Annotated in this window: 21 protein-coding genes and 1 tRNA gene; 14 read left to right on the top strand and 8 right to left on the bottom strand. The window is 63.7% G+C overall.

The genetic code is table 11. From position 1 onward, the window contains the following. Nucleotides 1-72: 72 nt before the first annotated feature. From hprK to AWB78_RS17570, 3 genes are all read left to right on the top strand, one after another. The gene (gene hprK, locus AWB78_RS17560; RefSeq protein ID WP_061172712.1) at nt 73-1,041 is read left to right on the top strand and encodes an HPr(Ser) kinase/phosphatase; all 969 of its coding nucleotides are present in this window, start codon (nt 73-75) and stop codon (nt 1,039-1,041) included. Between the two features lie 82 nt (nt 1,042-1,123). After that, the gene (gene rapZ / locus AWB78_RS17565; RefSeq protein WP_062606427.1) at nt 1,124-1,996 is read left to right on the top strand and encodes an RNase adapter RapZ; all 873 of its coding nucleotides are present in this window, start codon (nt 1,124-1,126) and stop codon (nt 1,994-1,996) included. Between the two features lie 59 nt (nt 1,997-2,055). Continuing rightward, nucleotides 2,056-2,688 (top strand): LON peptidase substrate-binding domain-containing protein, encoded by a 633-nt coding sequence (locus tag AWB78_RS17570; RefSeq protein ID WP_062606429.1) that lies wholly within the window; start codon nt 2,056-2,058, stop codon nt 2,686-2,688. On the opposite strand, the gene mutY is transcribed toward AWB78_RS17570, so the two are convergent. Together mutY and mutM are read right to left on the bottom strand one after the other, a co-directional pair. Further along, nucleotides 2,685-3,746, bottom strand: coding sequence for an A/G-specific adenine glycosylase (mutY, locus tag AWB78_RS17575; protein WP_062606431.1), 1,062 nt, complete (start codon nt 3,744-3,746; stop codon nt 2,685-2,687). The genes AWB78_RS17570 and mutY overlap by 4 nt on opposite strands. Nucleotides 3,747-3,752: 6 nt before the next feature. Then, nucleotides 3,753-4,583 (bottom strand): bifunctional DNA-formamidopyrimidine glycosylase/DNA-(apurinic or apyrimidinic site) lyase, encoded by an 831-nt coding sequence (mutM, locus tag AWB78_RS17580; RefSeq protein ID WP_062606433.1) that lies wholly within the window; start codon nt 4,581-4,583, stop codon nt 3,753-3,755. A gap of 85 nt (nt 4,584-4,668) precedes the next feature. Between mutM and AWB78_RS17585 the strand changes: the two genes are divergently transcribed. The 8 genes from AWB78_RS17585 (at nt 4,669) to hisC (ending at nt 11,753) form a co-directional block, all read left to right on the top strand. Beyond that, on the top strand, nt 4,669-6,528 hold the full coding sequence (locus AWB78_RS17585) for a tetratricopeptide repeat protein (RefSeq protein ID WP_062606435.1): 1,860 nt from the start codon (nt 4,669-4,671) through the stop codon (nt 6,526-6,528). Continuing rightward, entirely contained in the window at nt 6,528-7,163 is a 636-nt protein-coding gene (gene lolB, locus AWB78_RS17590) for a lipoprotein insertase outer membrane protein LolB (RefSeq protein ID WP_198399292.1), read from the top strand. The genes AWB78_RS17585 and lolB overlap by 1 nt, the downstream gene beginning before the upstream one ends. A gap of 19 nt (nt 7,164-7,182) precedes the next feature. Beyond that, a complete protein-coding gene (ispE, locus tag AWB78_RS17595) occupies nt 7,183-8,064 on the top strand; it encodes a 4-(cytidine 5'-diphospho)-2-C-methyl-D-erythritol kinase (protein WP_062606437.1) in 882 nt (293 codons plus the stop codon). 52 nt (nt 8,065-8,116) lie between these two features. Beyond that, nucleotides 8,117-8,193, top strand: a tRNA-Gln gene (locus tag AWB78_RS17600). A gap of 48 nt (nt 8,194-8,241) precedes the next feature. Next, a complete protein-coding gene (locus AWB78_RS17605) occupies nt 8,242-9,195 on the top strand; it encodes a ribose-phosphate pyrophosphokinase (protein WP_062606439.1) in 954 nt (317 codons plus the stop codon). A gap of 151 nt (nt 9,196-9,346) precedes the next feature. Next, on the top strand, nt 9,347-9,964 hold the full coding sequence (locus AWB78_RS17610; protein WP_062606441.1) for a 50S ribosomal protein L25/general stress protein Ctc: 618 nt from the start codon (nt 9,347-9,349) through the stop codon (nt 9,962-9,964). 105 nt (nt 9,965-10,069) lie between these two features. Further along, nucleotides 10,070-10,672, top strand: coding sequence for an aminoacyl-tRNA hydrolase (gene pth / locus AWB78_RS17615; protein WP_062606443.1), 603 nt, complete (start codon nt 10,070-10,072; stop codon nt 10,670-10,672). A gap of 13 nt (nt 10,673-10,685) precedes the next feature. Then, on the top strand, nt 10,686-11,753 hold the full coding sequence (gene hisC / locus AWB78_RS17620) for a histidinol-phosphate transaminase (protein ID WP_062606576.1): 1,068 nt from the start codon (nt 10,686-10,688) through the stop codon (nt 11,751-11,753). A gap of 22 nt (nt 11,754-11,775) precedes the next feature. On the opposite strand, the gene AWB78_RS17625 is transcribed toward hisC, so the two are convergent. The 3 genes from AWB78_RS17625 to rsmD form a co-directional block, all read right to left on the bottom strand. Beyond that, entirely contained in the window at nt 11,776-12,033 is a 258-nt protein-coding gene (locus AWB78_RS17625) for a YfhL family 4Fe-4S dicluster ferredoxin (RefSeq protein ID WP_062606446.1), read from the bottom strand. Between the two features lie 84 nt (nt 12,034-12,117). Then, complete coding sequence (gene coaD / locus AWB78_RS17630) at nt 12,118-12,624, bottom strand: pantetheine-phosphate adenylyltransferase (RefSeq protein WP_062606448.1); 507 nt, start codon at nt 12,622-12,624, stop codon at nt 12,118-12,120. A 128-nt stretch (nt 12,625-12,752) separates the two neighbouring features. Beyond that, nucleotides 12,753-13,379, bottom strand: a complete 627-nt coding sequence (gene rsmD / locus AWB78_RS17635) for a 16S rRNA (guanine(966)-N(2))-methyltransferase RsmD (protein WP_062606452.1) — start codon at nt 13,377-13,379, stop codon at nt 12,753-12,755. 236 nt (nt 13,380-13,615) lie between these two features. Here rsmD and ftsY point away from each other — a divergent pair, with 236 nt between their 5' ends. Beyond that, complete coding sequence (gene ftsY / locus AWB78_RS17640) at nt 13,616-14,875, top strand: signal recognition particle-docking protein FtsY (protein WP_062606455.1); 1,260 nt, start codon at nt 13,616-13,618, stop codon at nt 14,873-14,875. A 35-nt stretch (nt 14,876-14,910) separates the two neighbouring features. On the opposite strand, the gene AWB78_RS17645 is transcribed toward ftsY, so the two are convergent. The 3 genes from AWB78_RS17645 to AWB78_RS17655 are packed head-to-tail and all read right to left on the bottom strand — an operon-like array spanning nt 14,911 to nt 16,879. Then, entirely contained in the window at nt 14,911-15,543 is a 633-nt protein-coding gene (locus AWB78_RS17645) for a LysE/ArgO family amino acid transporter (protein WP_062606459.1), read from the bottom strand. Continuing rightward, complete coding sequence (gene maiA / locus AWB78_RS17650) at nt 15,540-16,184, bottom strand: maleylacetoacetate isomerase (protein WP_062606462.1); 645 nt, start codon at nt 16,182-16,184, stop codon at nt 15,540-15,542. The genes AWB78_RS17645 and maiA overlap by 4 nt, the downstream gene beginning before the upstream one ends. Continuing rightward, nucleotides 16,181-16,879 carry a fumarylacetoacetate hydrolase family protein gene (locus tag AWB78_RS17655; protein ID WP_062606464.1) on the bottom strand — a complete coding sequence of 233 codons (699 nt, stop codon included), beginning with the start codon at nt 16,877-16,879 and terminating at the stop codon, nt 16,181-16,183. Before AWB78_RS17655 ends, maiA begins: the two co-directional genes overlap by 4 nt. Before the next feature lie 36 nt (nt 16,880-16,915). On the opposite strand from AWB78_RS17655, the gene AWB78_RS47640 reads away from it, so the two are divergent. Continuing rightward, the gene (locus AWB78_RS47640; RefSeq protein ID WP_062606466.1) at nt 16,916-17,131 is read left to right on the top strand and encodes a hypothetical protein; all 216 of its coding nucleotides are present in this window, start codon (nt 16,916-16,918) and stop codon (nt 17,129-17,131) included. Nucleotides 17,132-17,208: 77 nt separating this feature from the next. Further along, nucleotides 17,209-18,198, top strand: a complete 990-nt coding sequence (ybiB, locus tag AWB78_RS17665) for a DNA-binding protein YbiB (RefSeq protein ID WP_062606467.1) — start codon at nt 17,209-17,211, stop codon at nt 18,196-18,198. Nucleotides 18,199-18,292: the final 94 nt, after the last annotated feature.

Consider the following 18,292-nt stretch of genomic DNA (forward strand, 5'->3'; position numbering starts at 1 on the left):
GCGGCGTATCGAAGCGATCCGTTTCGACGTTCCGCGAAGGCTGCTCCCGGCTTCCAACGGAGTTCCGGCCTCATGGATACGTCCAGCATCAACGCCCAAAGCATTTTCGACGACAACGCCGCCACTCTGAAGCTCAGCTGGCTCACGGGGCACGAGGGCTGGGAGCGTGGTTTCTCGAGCGAGACGGTCGCGAATGCGACATCGAGCGCCGACCTCGTCGGCCACCTGAACCTGATTCACCCGAACCGTATCCAGGTGCTCGGCGACGCCGAGATCAACTACTACCAGCGCCAGTCCGACGAAGACCGCTCGCGCCACATGGCGGAACTGATCGCGCTCGAGCCGCCGTTTCTGGTCGTCGCGGGCGAAGTCGGCGCGCCGCCGGAACTGGTCCTGCGCTGCACGCGCTCATCGACGCCGCTCTTTACCACGCGCATGTCGGCGGCCGCGGTGATCGACAGCCTGCGCGCGTACATGTCGCGCATCCTCGCGCCGCGCGCGACGCTGCACGGCGTGTTCATCGATATTCTCGGAATGGGCGTGCTGCTCACCGGCGACTCCGGTCTCGGCAAGAGCGAGCTCGGACTGGAGCTCATCAGCCGCGGCCATGGTCTGGTAGCGGATGACGCCGTCGATTTCGTGCGCCTCGGTCCAGATTTTGTCGAAGGCCGCTGTCCGCCGCTCCTGCAGAACCTGCTCGAAGTGCGCGGCCTGGGCCTGCTCGACATCAAGACGATCTTCGGCGAAACCGCCGTGCGCCGGAAGATGAAGCTCAAGCTGATCGTGCAGCTCGTGCGTCGGCCGGACGGCGAATTCCAGCGTCTGCCGCTCGAAAGCCAGACCGTCGATGTCCTCGGCCTGCCAATCAGCAAAGTGACGATTCAGGTGGCAGCCGGCCGCAACCTCGCCGTGCTGGTCGAGGCCGCCGTGCGCAACACGATCCTGCAGCTGCGCGGCATCGATACCTTGCGCGACTTCATGGATCGTCAGCGGCTCGCCATGCAGGATCCAGACAGCCAATTTCCCGGCAAGCTGATCTGAACACACGTTTTTGAACGTCGCGCATGCCGAAACGAATCGGGCGCAGGTGCTAAGCTTAGGGAAAGCCAGCCCCTCGAGACCCATGCGTATCATCCTGATCACCGGTATCTCCGGTTCCGGCAAGTCTGTCGCGCTGAACGCCCTGGAAGACGTGGGCTACTATTGCGTCGACAATCTGCCGCCGCGTTTTCTCCCCGACCTCGCCGCCTATCTCGCGAAAGAAGGCCAGGCACGCCTCGCCGTCGCGATCGACGCGCGCTCGAGCCACTCGCTCGATGAGGTGCCAAGCATCATCAACAAGCTCTCGAGCGATTACGACCTGCGCGTGCTGTTCCTCAACGCGAGCACGCAGTCGCTCATCCAGCGCTTTTCCGAGACGCGCCGGCGTCATCCGCTCTCCGGCCCGCCGATGCGCGAAGCCGATGTCGGCGTGCTGAACTCGCTCGCCGAAGCGATCGAGCGTGAACGCGAGCTCGTCGCCGGGCTCGCCGAGTACGGTCATCAGATCGACACGAGCAACCTTCGCGCGAACGTGTTGCGCGCCTGGGTCAAGCGCTTCGTCGAGACGGACGCCGCCGACCTCACGTTGATGTTCGAATCGTTCGGATTCAAGCGCGGGGTGCCGCTCGACGCCGATCTCATGTTCGACGTGCGCACGTTGCCGAATCCCTATTACGACCGCGAGCTTCGTCCTTTCACGGGTCTCGATCAGCCGGTCATCGACTTTCTCTCGGCGCAGCCGCTGGTCGGCGAGATGATCGACGACATCGGCGCGTTCGTCGGCAAGTGGCTGCCGCGTTTTCGCGACGACAACCGCAGCTATCTCACCGTCGCGATCGGCTGCACGGGCGGCCAGCATCGCTCGGTGTTCATCGCGGAGGCGCTCGCCGCGCGCTTTTGCGAGAAGGCAAATGTGATCGTGCGGCATCGTGACGCGCCCATCCCCGCCGGGTGAGAGCGCGATCCACACGCGAACCCGATCGCCGCGCCGGCGGTCCACTCTGGAGGAGCGCGATGTCCGCGAATCCTGTTTTGGCCGACTTGCCGCTGTTCCCGCTTCATACCGTGCTGTTTCCGGGCGGCCTGCTGCCGCTCAAGATTTTCGAGGCGCGCTATCTCGACATGGCACGCGAATGCCTGCGCGAGCAGACGCCGTTCGGCGTGTGCCTGCTGAAGAGCGGACACGAAGTGGCGTCACCGGGCGATCCGTCTGTGCCGGAGAACATCGGCTGTCTGGCCGAGATCTCGGAATGCGATGTCGATACCTTCGGGCTTCTGCTCGTTCAGGCGCGCGGCACCGAGCGCTTCCGGCTGACGGATCATCGCGTGGAGCCGAGCAACCTGCTCGTCGGCACGGCGGAATTGCTGGGCGAGGACCGGCCGCTGCAGGGCACCGAAGCGCTCGCGAAATTCGGCGCGTGCGCGGAAGTGCTGGAGCGCATCATCGATACGATCAAGGAGCGCGAGCCGCAGAACCTTCCGTTCGTTGAGCCGTTCCTGTACGACGATCCCACCTGGGTATCCAACCGCCTCGCCGAAATCCTGCCGATCCCGATGCGCGCCCGCCAGAAGCTCATGGAGCTGATGGACGCCGGCGCGCGCATCGACGTGGTGCATCACTACATGCAGCACCATCAGTTGCTTTAGATGAGCGAGCCGGTCAGCGCGTCGATCAGCTTGCGCACGGGCGCGGGCACGCCGTAGGCGTCGATGCGCGCGAGCGGCGCCCAGACGGTTTCGCAGTTCATCAGCTCACGCGGCGCATTGCGCGCTTCGCCGAGACGCGGCTCGATATCCAGCTTGAAGTGCGTGAACGCATGCGATAGCGGGGCGAGACGCTGAAGCTGCGCGTCGGCGCCGAGGCTTTGCGCGACTTCCGCCAACGCGGCTTCGTCCGCCGCTTCGGGAAGACTCCACAGGCCGCCCCATATGCCGGTCGACGGACGTTTCTGCAGCAGGATCGAATCGCCGTCCTTCAGCACCAGCATCCACGTCTTTCGCGTCGGCACGGCTTTCTTCGGGCGCGCCGCCGGCAGCTCGCGCTGGCGTCCCTCGACCTTCGCCACGCAATCCGACGCGAACGGACAGCGCGCGCAGTCCGGCTTGCCGCGCACGCAGAGCGTCGCGCCGAGGTCCATCAGACCTTGCGTGTACGCGGTCACTTCGTCCTTGTTCGCGGCATCGGGCAACAGCGATTCCGCGAGCGACCACATCGCATTCTCGACGCGCTTCTCGCCCGGGAATCCGTCGATGCCGAACACGCGCGCGAGCACGCGCTTCACATTGCCGTCGAGAATCGTCGCGCGCGCGCCGAACGCGAACGACGCGATCGCCGCCGCCGTCGAGCGCCCGATGCCCGGCAGCTCGGCGAGTTCATCGACCGTCCGTGGAAACGCGCCGCCGCGCTCGTGCGCGACGACCTGCGCGCAGCGATGCAGATTGCGCGCGCGCGAGTAGTAGCCGAGGCCGGCCCACAGCGCCATGACGTCGTCGATGGGCGCATCGGCGAGTGCCGTCACCGTCGGAAAGCGTTCGAGAAAGCGTGCGTAGTACGGAATGACGGTCGAGACCTGCGTCTGCTGCAGCATGATCTCCGACAGCCAGATGCGATACGCATCGCGCGTGTTCTGCCACGGCAGATCGTGGCGGCCGTGGATGCGTTGCCACGCGATGAGGCGTGACGAAAATTCGGTGAGAGCGAGCATCGGAACTTAGCGTTGGCAGCGCGGACAAAAGTACGTCGAGCGCTGTCCTTGGACGATTTGCCTGATCGCCGTCCCGCAGACGTGGCACGGCAGGCCCGCGCGATCATAGACGAAATAGTCGAGCTGGAAGTAGCCCGACTCACCGTTGCTGCCGACGAAATCGCGCAGCGTGCTGCCGCCCTTGTCGATAGCGGCGGCGAGCGTCACGCGCACCGCGTCCGCGAGCAGGTCGTAGCGAACGAGGGAGATGCGCCCGGCCGCGGTGGTCGGCCGGATGCCCGCGCGAAACAGGCTCTCCGACGCATAGATATTCCCCACGCCCACGACGATTCCGCCCGCGAGCAGCGCCTGCTTCACCGACACTTTGCGCCCGCGCGTCTCGCGAAACAGCAGCGTGCCGGAAAACTCCGGCGAAAACGGCTCGACGCCGAGACTCGCGAGCAACGGATGATCGAGCACGTCGCCGTCGGCGCGCGGATGCCAGAGGATCGCGCCGAAGCGGCGCGGATCGCGAAAGCGCAGGATGAAATCGTCGAACACGATATCGACGTGATCGTGCTTCGCCGCTTCGGGCGGTCTCGGCACATGGCGCAACACGCGCAGCGTGCCCGTCATGCCGAGATGAACGATCAGCCAGCCTTCGGCGGTTTCGAACAGCAGATACTTGCCGCGCCGCTCGACTTTCTCGATCTTCAGATGTCCGAGCGTCTTCGGAAGATGGTGCGGGATGGGCCAGCGCAACGCGGGCGTGCGCACATCGACGTGCTCGATGCGGCGTCCGGCGACGTAGGGTTCGATTCCCCGGCGGGTGACTTCGACTTCCGGCAGTTCGGGCATTTTTCTGGAAAGAGACTTGCTGGGGCGAGTGTGCCGGTATTTTAGCGACCGCGTTACAATCGACTGAAACATCGTCTGGATTTCCATGAACTCGTTCGTCATGAAGCTGTTTGCGAAGCGTCAGACCCGCTCGGCGCATTCGTTCGCCATGCCAATGTCGCGAATCGCCGGCGCCGTCGCGCTCGCGATGGCCGCGCTCACGTTCGCTCCCGCGTATGCTCAGCAGCCCAACGCGACGCCCGTTCCGAGCGCCGACGATCAATCGGACGCGCAAAGCGCGGCGGACTTGTTGACCGCACCTGTGAGCGGCGCGGAATCGCAGGATTTGCCGAACGTGGCGATGTCCAGCCAGATCGTGTTCCAGGTTCTTGCGGCCGAAGTCGCATTGCAGCGCGGCCAGCCGGCGCCTGCCTATCAGACGTACCTGGCCCTCGCCCGCGACACACACGACCCGCGCTTCGCGCAGCGGGCCACCGAAATCGCGATCGCGGCGCAAAGCCCGAACGATGCGCTCACCTCGGCGCAACTCTGGCAGCAGTTCGCACCGCATTCGGATCGCGCGGCACAATTGAGCGCATCGCTTCTGATCGTCGCCGGCAAGCCGGAAGACGCGAAGCCCACGCTCGAGCGCGAGCTTGCGAAGGTAGCGCCGGAGCAGCGCGGCGAGGCCCTCCTTTCCTTGCAGACCTTGCTCGCGCGCGGGCCGAACCGCACCGGCGGTCTCAACGTGCTCAAAGACCTGACGAAAAACGATCAGGACCGGCCCGAGGCGCACCTCGCGCTCGCACGCCAGCAATTGGTCGCCGACGATCAGCCGGGCGCGAAGGCCTCGCTCGAAAAAGCGCTGCAACTCAAACCGGACTATCTGCCGGCCGCGCTGACGCTCGCGCGCATGGGCCCTGAAGAGCGCAAGGAAGGCATCGCTTCGTTCGAGAGATACGTCGACAAGAATCCGAAATCGCATGATGCACGGCTCGCGCTCGCGCAGCTTTATTTGTCGGCGGACAGGCTCGACGACGCGCAGAAGCAGTTCGAGATCATGCGCAAGAACGATCCGAAAGACCTGACGCCGTTGATGGCGCTCGCGCTCATCAACATCCAGAAGAAGCAGTTCGACAAGGCACAGGAATTTCTGAACCTCTACGCGAAGACCGCGGAGAGCACGCCTGGCGCGGATCCGGGCCAGGCGTATATCTATCTCGCGCAACTGGCGCTGGAACAGAAGAACGATGCCGTCGCGAGCCAGTGGCTCGACAAGATTCCGCGCACCAGCCAGCAATATCTGCCCGCGCAGATCACGCGCGCGCAACTGCTCGCGAAGCAAGGCAAGGTCGACGACGCACGGGCGCTCATCGGCAACCTGCAAAGCTCCGATCCTCGCGATCTCGCGCTGCTCGCGCGCACGGACTCGGCCATTCTCTTCGAGGCGCATCGCTACAAGGAAGCCGAAGCGAATCTCGCGAAAGCGGTGGCGGCGTTCCCCGACGATCCCGATCTCGTCTACGACTACGCGATGGCCGCCGAAAAGAACGGTCATTACGACGTCATGGAGACGCAACTCCGCACGCTGATGCGCACGCAGCCCAACAATCCGCAGGCGTACAACGCACTCGGCTATTCGCTCGTCGATCGCAATCAGCGGCTCGACGAAGCGGTGAAGCTGATCGAAAAGGCGGTCACGCTCGCGCCGAATGATGCGTTCATCATGGACAGTCTCGGCTGGGCGCGCTTCCGCCAGGGCAATTCGGCCGAGGCGGAGAAGATTCTCAAGAACGCTTACAACCTTCAGCCGAATGCCGAAATCGGCGCGCATCTTGGCGAGGTCCAGTGGAAATCGGGACAGCAGGATCAGGCGCGCGCGACGTGGCGTCAGGCGCAAAAGCTCGAACCCGATAACGACACGCTCGTCAAAACGCTAAAACGACTCCAGGTGAACGATCTCTGATGGCATTCGATTTCATCGCCGGCGCGCACCGCATGCATCTGCGACGCGGCGCGCTCGGGCTTGCGGCAACCGCCGCGCTGGTGCTGTCGGGGTGCGCGGTCCAGCCGCGCGTACCGACGACGACGAACGCAACCACATCGCTCGCTACACAGACGAGCCGTGCGTATCACGGACGATTCGCCGTGCAGTACAACGACCAGAACGGCGTGCAACGCAACGCGTACGGCAACTTCGACTGGCAGGAAACGGGCGACACGGTCACGCTGCAGTTGCGCAATCCGCTCGGCCAGACAATGGCCATCGTGACTTCATCGCCGTCGCTCGCCACGCTCGAGTTGCCGAATCGTCAGCCGGTGAGCGCCGACAACGTGTCCCAACTGATGCAGAACACGCTCGGCTTCGCGCTGCCGGTCGAAGGGCTGCGTTATTGGCTGCAGCCGTCGGCCGCGCCGACGTCGCGCGCGCAGACGACGCTCGATCCCGAAGCGAACAATGGCCGTCCGAAGGAAATCAAGCAGGATGGATGGACCATCGACTATCTGGCCTATGCCGACGCGCCCGCAGCCGGCGTGAAGCGCGTGAATCTCGTGCGCAACGAACCGCCGCTCGACATCAAGCTCGTGCTCGATCAATAACTTCGCAGCTGCATTACGCATGTCCGCATCCAACGATTCGCTCCGTGACTGCCTCGCACCCGCGAAGCTGAACCTTTTCCTGCACATCACGGGCCGCCGCCCGGATGGCTATCACTCGCTGCAGACCGTCTTCCAGTTGCTCGACTGGGGTGATCGGCTGCACTTCACCCGTCGCGACGACGGCATCGTCACGCGCAAGACGGACGTGCCGGGCGTGCCCGAAGCCGATGATCTCATCGTGCGGGCCGCTCGATTGCTTCAGCAGCACACGGGCACGAAGTTCGGCGTGGAGATCGAGATCGACAAGCGTCTGCCCATGGGCGCGGGCCTCGGCGGAGGCAGTTCCGACGCTGCGACTACTCTTTTTGCGTTAAATCGTCTCTGGGGTGTTGATCTTTCGCGTGAGATTCTGCAGAATCTCGGCCTGCAACTCGGCGCGGACGTGCCGTTTTTTGTCTTCGGGCAAAATGCATTCGCAGAAGGTGTGGGTGAAGCGCTCCAGGCAGTCAAACTGCCAAAACGCTTCTTCCTGGTAGTCACGCCCGATGTTCACGTCCCGACCGCGGCGATTTTCTCCGAAAAAAGCTTGACACGGGATACGAAAGTCGTCACAATGATGGACTTTCTTGCACAGCAAAGGTCAGACACAAACTGGCCAGACAGCTTCGGTCGAAACGACATGCAAGCTGTGGTTGCAGGAAAGTACGCGGAAGTTGCAAAGGTGCTCGAGTGGTTTTCCAATCTCGCACCGGCGCGAATGACCGGATCTGGAGCAAGCGTGTTTGCTGCTTTCACCAGCCGAGCCGAAGCGGAAATGGCGCAAGCCAAGCTGCCGGCAAGCTGGAAGAGCGTGGTAACGGCAAGCCTGGATTCGCATCCTCTCTTTGCTTTCGCGTCATAAAGTTTTGTTTTGTCGGTATGTCCTCACTTCCGGCAAGACTCAGAGTTAGTGTAGGGGAGTCGCCAAGTTGGTCAAGGCACCGGATTTTGATTCCGGCATGCGAGGGTTCGAGTCCTTCCTCCCCTGCCATTCTTTCTAGCAGTTATCTACTCGCCCCCAGCCGCAGACAGGTGCACGATGAGCAGTGACGGCCTGATGGTTTTTACTGGCAACGCAAATCCCGCGCTAGCCCAGGAAGTCGTCAAAATCCTTGGAATCCCTCTCGGCAAAGCAATGGTCAGCCGCTTCTCAGACGGCGAGATCATGGTCGAGATTCAGGAAAACGTTCGAGGCAAAGACGTATTCGTTCTGCAGTCCACCTGCGCCCCCACGAACGACAACCTGATGGAACTGATGATCATGGTCGATGCGCTCAAGCGCGCATCCGCAGGCCGGATCACCGCAGCCATCCCCTACTTCGGCTATGCGCGTCAGGACCGCCGTCCGCGTTCCGCGCGAGTGGCCATCTCGGCGAAGGTCGTCGCGAACATGCTGGAAATTGCCGGCGTCGATCGCGTGATCACCATGGACCTTCACGCCGACCAGATTCAAGGCTTCTTCGACATCCCCGTCGACAACATCTACGCTACCCCCGTTCTTCTCGGCGATCTGCGCAAGCAGAACCATGATCATCTGCTGGTCGTGTCGCCGGACGTCGGCGGCGTGGTGCGCGCGCGTGCGCTCGCCAAGCAGTTGAACACGGATCTCGCGATCATCGACAAGCGCCGTCCGAAGGCGAATGTCGCCGAGGTGATGAATATCATCGGTGAAGTGGAAGGCCGCACCTGCGTGATCATGGACGACATGGTCGATACCGCCGGCACGCTGTGCAAGGCCGCACAAGTGCTGAAGGCGCGCGGCGCGAAGCAGGTCTTCGCCTACGCCACGCACCCGGTGCTTTCGGGTGGCGCGGCTGAGCGCATCACGGCGTCGGAGCTGGATGAGCTCGTCGTCACGGATACCATCCCGCTGTCCGCCGAATCGCTGGCGTGCCCGAAGATCCGTCCGCTGTCGAGTGCGGGCCTGCTCGCGGAGACGTTCTCCCGAATCCGGCGCGGCGACTCGGTGATGTCGCTCTTCGCCGAGGGCTAAACAGAATTGAGCAAGGAACGCGAAGCACACGCTTCGCGTTTTTGCATGATCGGCGCGAACGGACGAAGGTTCGCGTCGCTTGTTGTGGGATCACATATTTTCGATGATCCCGGTTTCCCTGCCTGGTCGCGGGCAGATATAGGAGTCAAACATGAAAGTCGTCGCTTTTGAGCGTAGCAAGCAAGGTACGGGTGCGAGCCGCCGCCTGCGCAACTCGGGCAAGACCCCGGGTATCGTGTACGGTGGTGAGAAGGACGTCGAACTGGTCGAACTCGATCACAACGCCCTGTGGCACGCCCTGAAGAAAGAAGTTTTCCACTCGTCGATTCTCGATCTGGAACTGGCCGGCAAGTCGCAACAGGTTCTGCTGCGCGACGTGCAATACCACCCGTTCAAGCAGCTCGTGCTGCATGTGGACTTCCAGCGCGTCGACGCGAAGAAGAAGCTGCACACCAAGGTGCCGCTGCACTTCATGAACCAGGAAACCAACCCGGCCGTGAAGCTGTCGGGCGCGGTGATCTCGCACGTCGTGACGGAACTGGAAGTGGAATGCCTGCCGGCAGACCTGCCTGAGTTCCTCGAAATCGATCTGGCGAAGATCGAAGCCGGCCAGACGATGCACGCAAAGGACATCCCGCTGCCGAAGGGCGTGAGCCTGACGGTTGCCGTCGCGGCGGAAAACCCGGTGGTCGCATCGGCGACGGTTCCGGCTGCAGTCGTGTCGGATACGGCTGGCGAAGCTGAAGGCGAAAAGCCGGCGGCCGAGTAAGCAAGCGGAACACCGCTATCCTCTCGATCCGTTCGCAAGAACGGTCGACGTGACCCGCCGGCGCGCAAGCCCCGGCGGGTTTTTTTTCGTTCTACATGATTCGACATGATCAAGCTGATCGTCGGCCTGGGCAATCCGGGCGCCGAATACACTGCGACCCGGCATAACGCGGGATTCTGGTTCGCCGACCAGTTCGCACGCGATGCCGGCGCGACGCTGCGCGACGAACGCCGTTTCCACGGCTTCTATGGCAAGGGACGCCTGCATGGCCACGAAGTGCATCTGCTCGAGCCGCAGACGTTCATGAACCGTTCGGGACAATCGGTGGTCGCGCTCGCGCAGTTCTTCAAGATTCTGCCGGACGAGATTCTTGTCGCGCACGACGAACTCGATCTGCCGCCCGGCACCGTCAAAATGAAACTCGGCGGCGGCAGCGGCGGACACAACGGCCTGAAAGACATATCCGCGCATCTGTCGTCGCAGCAATACTGGCGGCTGCGCATCGGCATCGGGCATCCGCGCGATCTGATTTCCGAAGGCGCGCGCGCGGGCGCGAAGCCCGATGTCGCGAATTTCGTGCTCAAGCCGCCGCGCCGCGAGGAACAGGATGTGATCGATCAGTCGATCGAGCGCGCGCTCGCCGTGATGCCCTTCGTCGTCGCGGGCGAAACCGAGCGCGCAATGATGAACCTGCACCGCAATTCCTGATTTGGAGCCGACCGTGAGCCGTTTCTGGAGCGATATCGTCCATCGTCTGACGCCCTATGTGCCGGGCGAGCAACCCGCGCTGACGCATCCCGTCAAGCTCAACACCAACGAGAATCCTTATCCGCCGTCACCGCGCGTCGTCGATGCGATTCGGCGCGAACTCGGCGAGGACGGCGCGTCGCTGCGCAAGTATCCCGACCCGACCGCGCGCGCGCTTCGTGAGGCGGTGGCGAAGCATCACGGTCTGCGCATCGAGCAGGTGTTCGCGGGCAACGGCTCCGATGAAGTGCTCGCGCACGCATTCCAGGCGCTGCTCAAGCACGACAAGCCGATCCGCTTTCCTGACATCACGTACAGCTTCTATCCGGTCTATGCGCAGTTGTACGGCGTCGAGTACGAGACGATCCCGCTGAACGCGGATTTCGCGATCGATGTCGATGATTACCGCGCGCCGAACGGCGGCGTGCTGCTGCCGAATCCGAACGCGCCGACGGGCCGCGCCCTGCCGCTGTCGGAAATCGAAGTGCTGCTGAACGCGAATCCCGATGTGCCGGTCATAATCGATGAAGCGTATGTCGATTTCGGCGCGGAATCGGCTGTGAATTTGATCGATGCGTATCCGAACCTGCTCGTCGTGCAGACGACATCAAAAGCGCGTTCGCTGGCGGGCATGCGCGTGGGCTTTGCGTTCGGCGATCCGGCATTGATCGACGCGCTCACGCGCGTGAAGGACAGCTTCAACTCGTATCCGCTCGATCGCCTCGCGCAAGCGGCCGCGCTCGCGTCGTACGAAGATCAGGCGTGGTTCGAGGAAAGCTGCGCGAAGGTCATCGCGAGCCGGGAGAAATTAACCGAGCAACTAAAGACGCTCGGTTTCGATGTCGTGCCGTCCGCGGCGAACTTCGTGTTCGCGAAGCATCCCGCGCACGACGCCGCGACGCTCGCTGCCGCGCTCAAGACGAAAGAGATTTTCGTGCGCCACTTCAAGTTGCCGCGCATCGATCAGCATCTGCGCATTTCGATCGGCACGCCCGTCGAATGCGATGCGCTCGTCGCGGCTTTGACCGAACTGATCGGCTAAAGAAGCGCAGAACGCGAAGGGCTCACGGGCCCTTCGCCGCCATCAGCGCGTGATATTTGGCCATCAACTGGTCAGGCGTTTCGACGTGCGCCGGATCGCGCGGAATGCATTCCACAGGACACACTTGCTGGCATTGCGGCTCGTCGAAATGGCCGACGCACTCCGTGCATTTGTTCGGGTCGATCACGTAGATATCCGGACCCATCGAAATGGCGTCGTTCGGGCACTCGGGCTCGCAAACGTCGCAGTTGATGCACTCGTCGGTAATGATCAAAGACATGCTTCACTCTCTTGCGCCGGCTTCGAAGCCGGCATGACGCCCGCGCGCAATATCCGATGACGCTCCGGCGCGCGGGCCCGGCGCTCAGGGCGCCGCGGGATCCTTATGCGACAGAATACTCACTTTGTCGATCAGCCGCTTTTCCACCGACGGGAACACGAACTTGCTGACGTCGCCGCCGAGCTGCGCGATCTCGCGCACGATGGTGCCGGAAATGAACTGGTACTGATCGGACGGCGTCATGAACATCGTCTCGACATCGGGCAGCAGATAGCGGTTCATGCCGGCCATCTGGAACTCATACTCGAAATCGGAGACGGCGCGCAGCCCGCGCACGATCACGCGCGCATTGTTCGTGCGCACGAAATCCTTCAATAGCCCGGTGAAACTGCTCACGTGCACGTTGGGATAATGCCCGAGCACATCGTGCGCGATATCGAGCCGCTCCTGCAGCGAGAAAAACGGCTTCTTCGCGCGGCTGTCCGCGACGCCGACGACGAGCTGATCGAAAATGCTCGATGCGCGCCGGACGATGTCTTCATGCCCGCGGGTGAGCGGGTCGAACGTACCCGGATACACGGCGACAACCATGAGCTTTCTCCTCTTCTATTTACATTGAGCCGCGTGGCTGCGACGACCCGTTCGCCTCGGTTTCTCGTAATGCGCCCGAAGTGCGTGCAGGGTCGACGCGTCGCGCGCACCGAAATCGGGAACGCGCATTATTCCTCATTTTCGCGGCGCAGCAAATGATAGCGGACCGCGCCCGCCTTGCCCTCGCGCACGACCGTCCAGCCGGCGAGCACATCGATGCTCGCGGTGTCGAGCGCATCGCCGCATTCGACGTAGATCGCGCCATCGGGCGTGGCGAGCGGCGCCGTCAGTTCCAGCGCGCGCGTGAGCAGCGCCTGATCGCCGAACGGCGGATCGAGAAAGATCACGTCGAACGAACCGGGCGTGAGGCCAGCGGCGAGGCGCAGGGCATCGGCTTCGGCGATTTCGATATTGCGCGCGCCGAGTTTCGCCTGATTCGCCCGGATCTGCGCTGCGGCCTTCGAACTTCTCTCGACCATCAGCACGCGCGCAGCGCCGCGCGACGCCGCCTCGAAGCCGAGCGCGCCGCTGCCGGCGAACAGATCGAGACAATTCTGCCCGGTCAGATCCTGGCCGAGCCAGTTGAAGAGCGTCTCGCGCACGCGATCCGGCGTGGGCCTGAGCCCGTCGAGATCGAGCACGGGCAGCGGCGTGCGCTTCCAGTCTCCGCCGATGATGCGGATGGTGTGCGGTTTGCCTCCGCGCGAAGGCGTGTGGCTGGGCAAGGCGGAACGTGTGGCGGACGAGCGAGACATAAACGGATTGTCGGAGTCGGGCGCGCCGGAGGCATTTTTGCTTGAAGATCGGCCGGCGCGGGCAATGAAAGTCAACGTTACCACACGCGCGCGTCGTGCCGGCGTCCGCACGGGCGCAGAGAGCCGCGCCTGATAAAATACGCGGCTTCTATCTCATTTTGCGCGGGCCTCGCGCGAAGCGACTCGAAATCGCGCACGAGGCCGTCGAAGCATGCGCGCATCTTCGTCACACATCCATGTTCAGCTTCTTCAAGAAATTCAAAAAGCCGGCAGACGCGCCGCTCGACGCGCCTCAGGAAGAATCCGTCGAGGCGGCGGAGGACGAGGAAATCTCCGACGCCGAGCTGGAACGGCAGGCGCTTGCGGCAGAAGCACAGCCAGAAGAAGCGCAGCCGGCGGTGCGCGAGGAGCCGGCGCCGGCTGAGCCGGTCGCGCCCGCACCGGTCGCTCCGGCCGCAGTCGCGGCCCCTGCCGCGCCGCACGCCGGGGCATCGAAGGAATATTGGCAAGGCGGCACTCAGTCGCGATGGTCGCGCGGTCCGGAAACGGATCAGGCGAGCGAAGAGGTCGTGCCACCGCCGGAACCCGATCCCGTCGCGAAAAGATCCTGGATGACGCGCCTGCGTCACGGGCTTTCGAAGACCAGTTCCAACCTGACCGGCATTTTCGTCAGCGCGAAGATCGACGAAGACCTGTATGAGGAGCTCGAAACCGCGCTCCTGATGTCCGACGCCGGCGTCGACGCAACCGAGTTCCTGCTCGAATCGCTGCGCGAGAAAGTGCGCGCCGAGCGTCTGACCGAGGCGTCGCAAGTGAAGGCCGCGCTGCGCGAATTGCTCGTCGATCTGCTGCGCCCGCTCGAAAAATCGATGATGCTCGGGCGCGCGCAACCGCTCGTGATCATGATCGCGGGCGTGAACGGCGTCGGCAAGACGACGAGCATCGGCAAGCTGGCGAAGCATTTGCAGCACTTCAACCAGTCGGTGCTGCTCGCCGCGGGCGACACCTTCCGCGCCGCCGCGCGCGAGCAACTGACCGTCTGGGGCGAGCGCAACAATGTGACGGTGATCGCGCAGGAAAGCGGCGACGCCGCCGCCGTGATCTACGATGCAGTCGGTGCGGCGCGCGCGCGCAAGATCGACGTGATGATGGCCGACACCGCCGGCCGCCTGCCGACGCAACTGCATCTGATGGACGAGTTGCGCAAGGTGCGCCGCGTGATTGCGAAGGCGATGCCCGACGCGCCGCACGAAGTGCTGCTCGTGATCGACGCGAACACGGGTCAGAACGCGCTCGCGCAGGTGAAGGCGTTCGACGATGCGCTGGGCCTGACCGGTCTCGTCGTCACGAAGCTCGACGGCACCGCGAAGGGCGGCATTCTCGCCGCGATCGCGCGTCAGCGGCCCGTTCCGGTGTATTTCATCGGCGTGGGCGAGAAGGTCGAGGATTTGCAGCCGTTCAGTGCCGAAGAATTCGCCGACGCGCTGCTGGGCTGAATATGAAAAGGGCGTCCGAATGGGCGCCCTTTTTTTCATCGTGCGATCAGCAGAGAAGCCGCGATCCACCACATCACGCAGCCGACGATCACGTCGAGCACGCGCCACGACATGTCTTTCTCGAACCACGGCTCCAGCAGACGCGCGCCATAACCGAGCACGGCAAACCAGATGATCGACGCGCACATCGCGCCCGCCGCGAACCACGCGCTGCCCGGCCACCCGCGCCGCGCGCCGATGCCGCCCAGCAACACCACGGTATCGAGATAGACGTGCGGATTGAGCAGCGACAGCGCGAGCACGGTGGACGCCGCGCCGACCGCCGTCTGCGATTCGCCGTCCGACGCGTTCAGATGCCCCGGCCCGCGCCATGCCGCGATGAACGCGCGCAATCCGTACAGAAACACGAAGATCGCGCCGGCCCAGCGGATCACGTCGAGCAGAAAGGGCGCCCGCGCGATGAGCGCGCCCATTCCGCCGACACCGAGCGCGATCAACAATACGTCGATGAACGCGCAGATCGACACGACGATGCCCACGTGCCTGCGCTTCAACCCTTGCCGCAGCACGAACGCGTTCTGCGCGCCGATCGCGACGATCAGGCTCGCGCCCAGTCCCGCGCCCGACAGATAACCCGACAGCGCTCCCGCAGAAACCGTCGCCGTCATTCGGCGTCCGGCTGTTGCGCCGGAGCGGCCCGTGCGAACGCGTCGATGCTGGCGGCGTGGTCGGCGATGCGTTCGATCGTCGGATAAGCGCTCACGTCGATGCCGAAGCGCCGCGCGTTGAACACTTGCGGCACGAGGCACAGATCGGCGACGGTGGGCGTATCGCCGAAAGTCAGCGCGCCGACGCGCTTGTCGTTCGCCAAGCGCTTTTCGAGCGATTCGAAGCCCGTCTCGACCCAGTGCCGATACCACGCGTCCTTCACCTCATCCGGCACTTTCACCTGATGCTTCAGGTACTTGAGCACGCGCAGATTATCGAGCGGATGAATCTCGCACGCGACCTGCATCGCAACTGCACGCACGAACGCGCGATCCGACGGACGCTTCGGCAGGAGCGGCGGTTCCGGATGCGTCTCCTCGAGATACTCGATGATCGCGAGCGACTGCGTGAGCACATCGTCACCATCGACGAGCGACGGCACGATCCCGTCCGGATTCACCGCGCGATATTCGGCCTTGAGCTGTTCGCCGCCGTCGCGCAGCAGATGCACGCCGGCATACTCGTAATCGAGCCCTTTCAGATTCAGCGCGATGCGCACGCGATACGCCGCCGAGCTGCGGAAATAGCTATAGAGCTTCATACGACGCGCACCGAAAATTCGCCGATTCCTTCGACGCCGCCCTTGAGCAGATCGCCCTTCACCACTGCGCCGACACCTTCGGGCGTGCCGGTGAAAATGAGATCGCCGGGGAAGAGTTCGAAGAGCGTCGACAGATACGCGACCGTCTCGCCCACCGACCAAATCAGTTGCGAGATGTCCGAGCGCTGCTTCTCCTCACCGTTGACGGTCAGCCAGATCGCGCTCTTCTCCAGATGCCCGACTTTCGAGACCGGATGGATCGGGCCGATCGGCGCGGAACGGTCGAAGCCCTTCGCGGTGTCCCACGGACGGCCGAGCTTCTTCGCTTCGGCCTGCAGATCGCGACGTGTCATGTCGAGGCCGAGCGCGTAGCCGTAGACGTAATCGAGACCTTTATCGGCGGGAATGTCTTTGCCCTGCTTGCCGATCGCGGCGACCAGTTCCATCTCGAAGTGCAGGTTCTTCGTCTGCGACGGATACGGGAACTCGCCCGTCGAACCCGGCGCGACGTACAGCACGGCATCGGCGGGCTTGCTGAAGAAGAACGGCGGCTCGCGGTCCGGATCGTGGCCCATCTCGCGCGCGTGGGCTTCGTAGTTGCGGCCGACGCAATAGATGCGGCGCACCGGAAACTGCTCATTCGAACCGTCGACTGGCACCGCTGCTGCCGGCGCCGGAGGAAACACGTAACTCATCCCGCTCTCCTGTTGCTGTTTTTGATGTGCAGATTCATGGGCGAATGCCTGGCGCGAACGGCCGGCGAGAAAAAGGAGTTTAACGTGCGCGCGCAAATCGTGGCGAAGCTTGTCAGGCGTGCGTTTCAGAGCTTTCGACGAGCCTTCGGCAAACTCGTCGCGCGTTCACCGCGATGCCGCGTGGAACGAAATCCGCGCGAAACCTTCGGCCGCCGCAACTTGCCAGCGCTCTTTAAATGCGATACTGAATAACATTCCTGCACCTTTGAAACGCGCGGCGGCATCGCTCACAGTACCGAAAAAGAGCGCCCGGCCCGCGTATCTTTCCGATGACCGACTCCGCTGCCCCCACTTTCGCCTGCGCACGCTACATCAAGGAAATCGGCCGTGGGCCGAACGGCGCGCGCGCCCTGTCCCGCGACGACACCTATGCGCTCTACGAAGCGATGCTCGACGACCGCGTCGCCGAACTCGAACTCGGCGCGGTGCTGCTCGCCTACCGCGTCAAGGGCGAGTCCGCCGCCGAGCTTGCCGCGATGCTGTCCGCCGCGCATCGCTCGTTCGAGCCGCTGCACGTTCAGGATGGACGCGAGCATGCGCGACCGGTTTCCATTCCGAGCTACAACGGCGCGCGCAAGACGCCGAACCTCGTGCCGCTGCTGTCGCTGCTGCTCGCGCGCGAGGGCGTTCCGGTGCTGGTCCACGGCGTCACCGAAGATACGGGCCGCGTGACGAGCGCCGAAATCTTCGCCGAACTGGGCATCGCGCACGCGGCTTCGCACGATGAAATCGAGGACAGCCTCGCATCGCGCCGGCTCGCCTTCGCGCCGATCAGCGTGCTCGCGCCGAAGCTCGCACGGCTGCTCGCGCTCCGGCGTCGCATGGGCGTGCGCAATTCGACGCATACGCTCGTGAAGATCCTTCAGCCGTTCGCGGAGCCGGGGCTGCGGCTCGTCAACTATACGCATCCGGAGTATCGCGAGAGCCTGACGGGTCTTTTCACCGAACATCCGGATGCGGCGGCGGGCGGCGCACTGCTCGCGCGCGGCACCGAAGGCGAAGCCGTCGCGGATACGCGCCGCCAGGTGCAGGTCGACTGGTTCCACGACGGCCGCGTCGAAACGCTGATCTCGCCGGAACATTCGCAGCCGCATGCGCCGCACGTCGATCTGCCCGAAGCGCTCGACGCCGCGACCACCGCGCGCTGGATCGAATGCGTGCTGCGCGGCGACGTGCCAGTGCCGTCCGCGGTCGCGCGCCAGGTCGAAGCCATCGCCGATGTCGTGCGCAAACCCGTCACGAATCATGCGAATCCGTAGCAACCCGATTTGACACGGTATTCAACGCTGGTTTAAAGTCGAACGCATGAGCTTCACCCAGCCCTCCTCCCTCCGAATTATTTCGGGCCGCCTA

Origin of the sequence: Caballeronia calidae (assembly GCF_900044055.2) — a bacterium.
GTDB lineage: Bacteria > Pseudomonadota > Gammaproteobacteria > Burkholderiales > Burkholderiaceae > Caballeronia > Caballeronia calidae.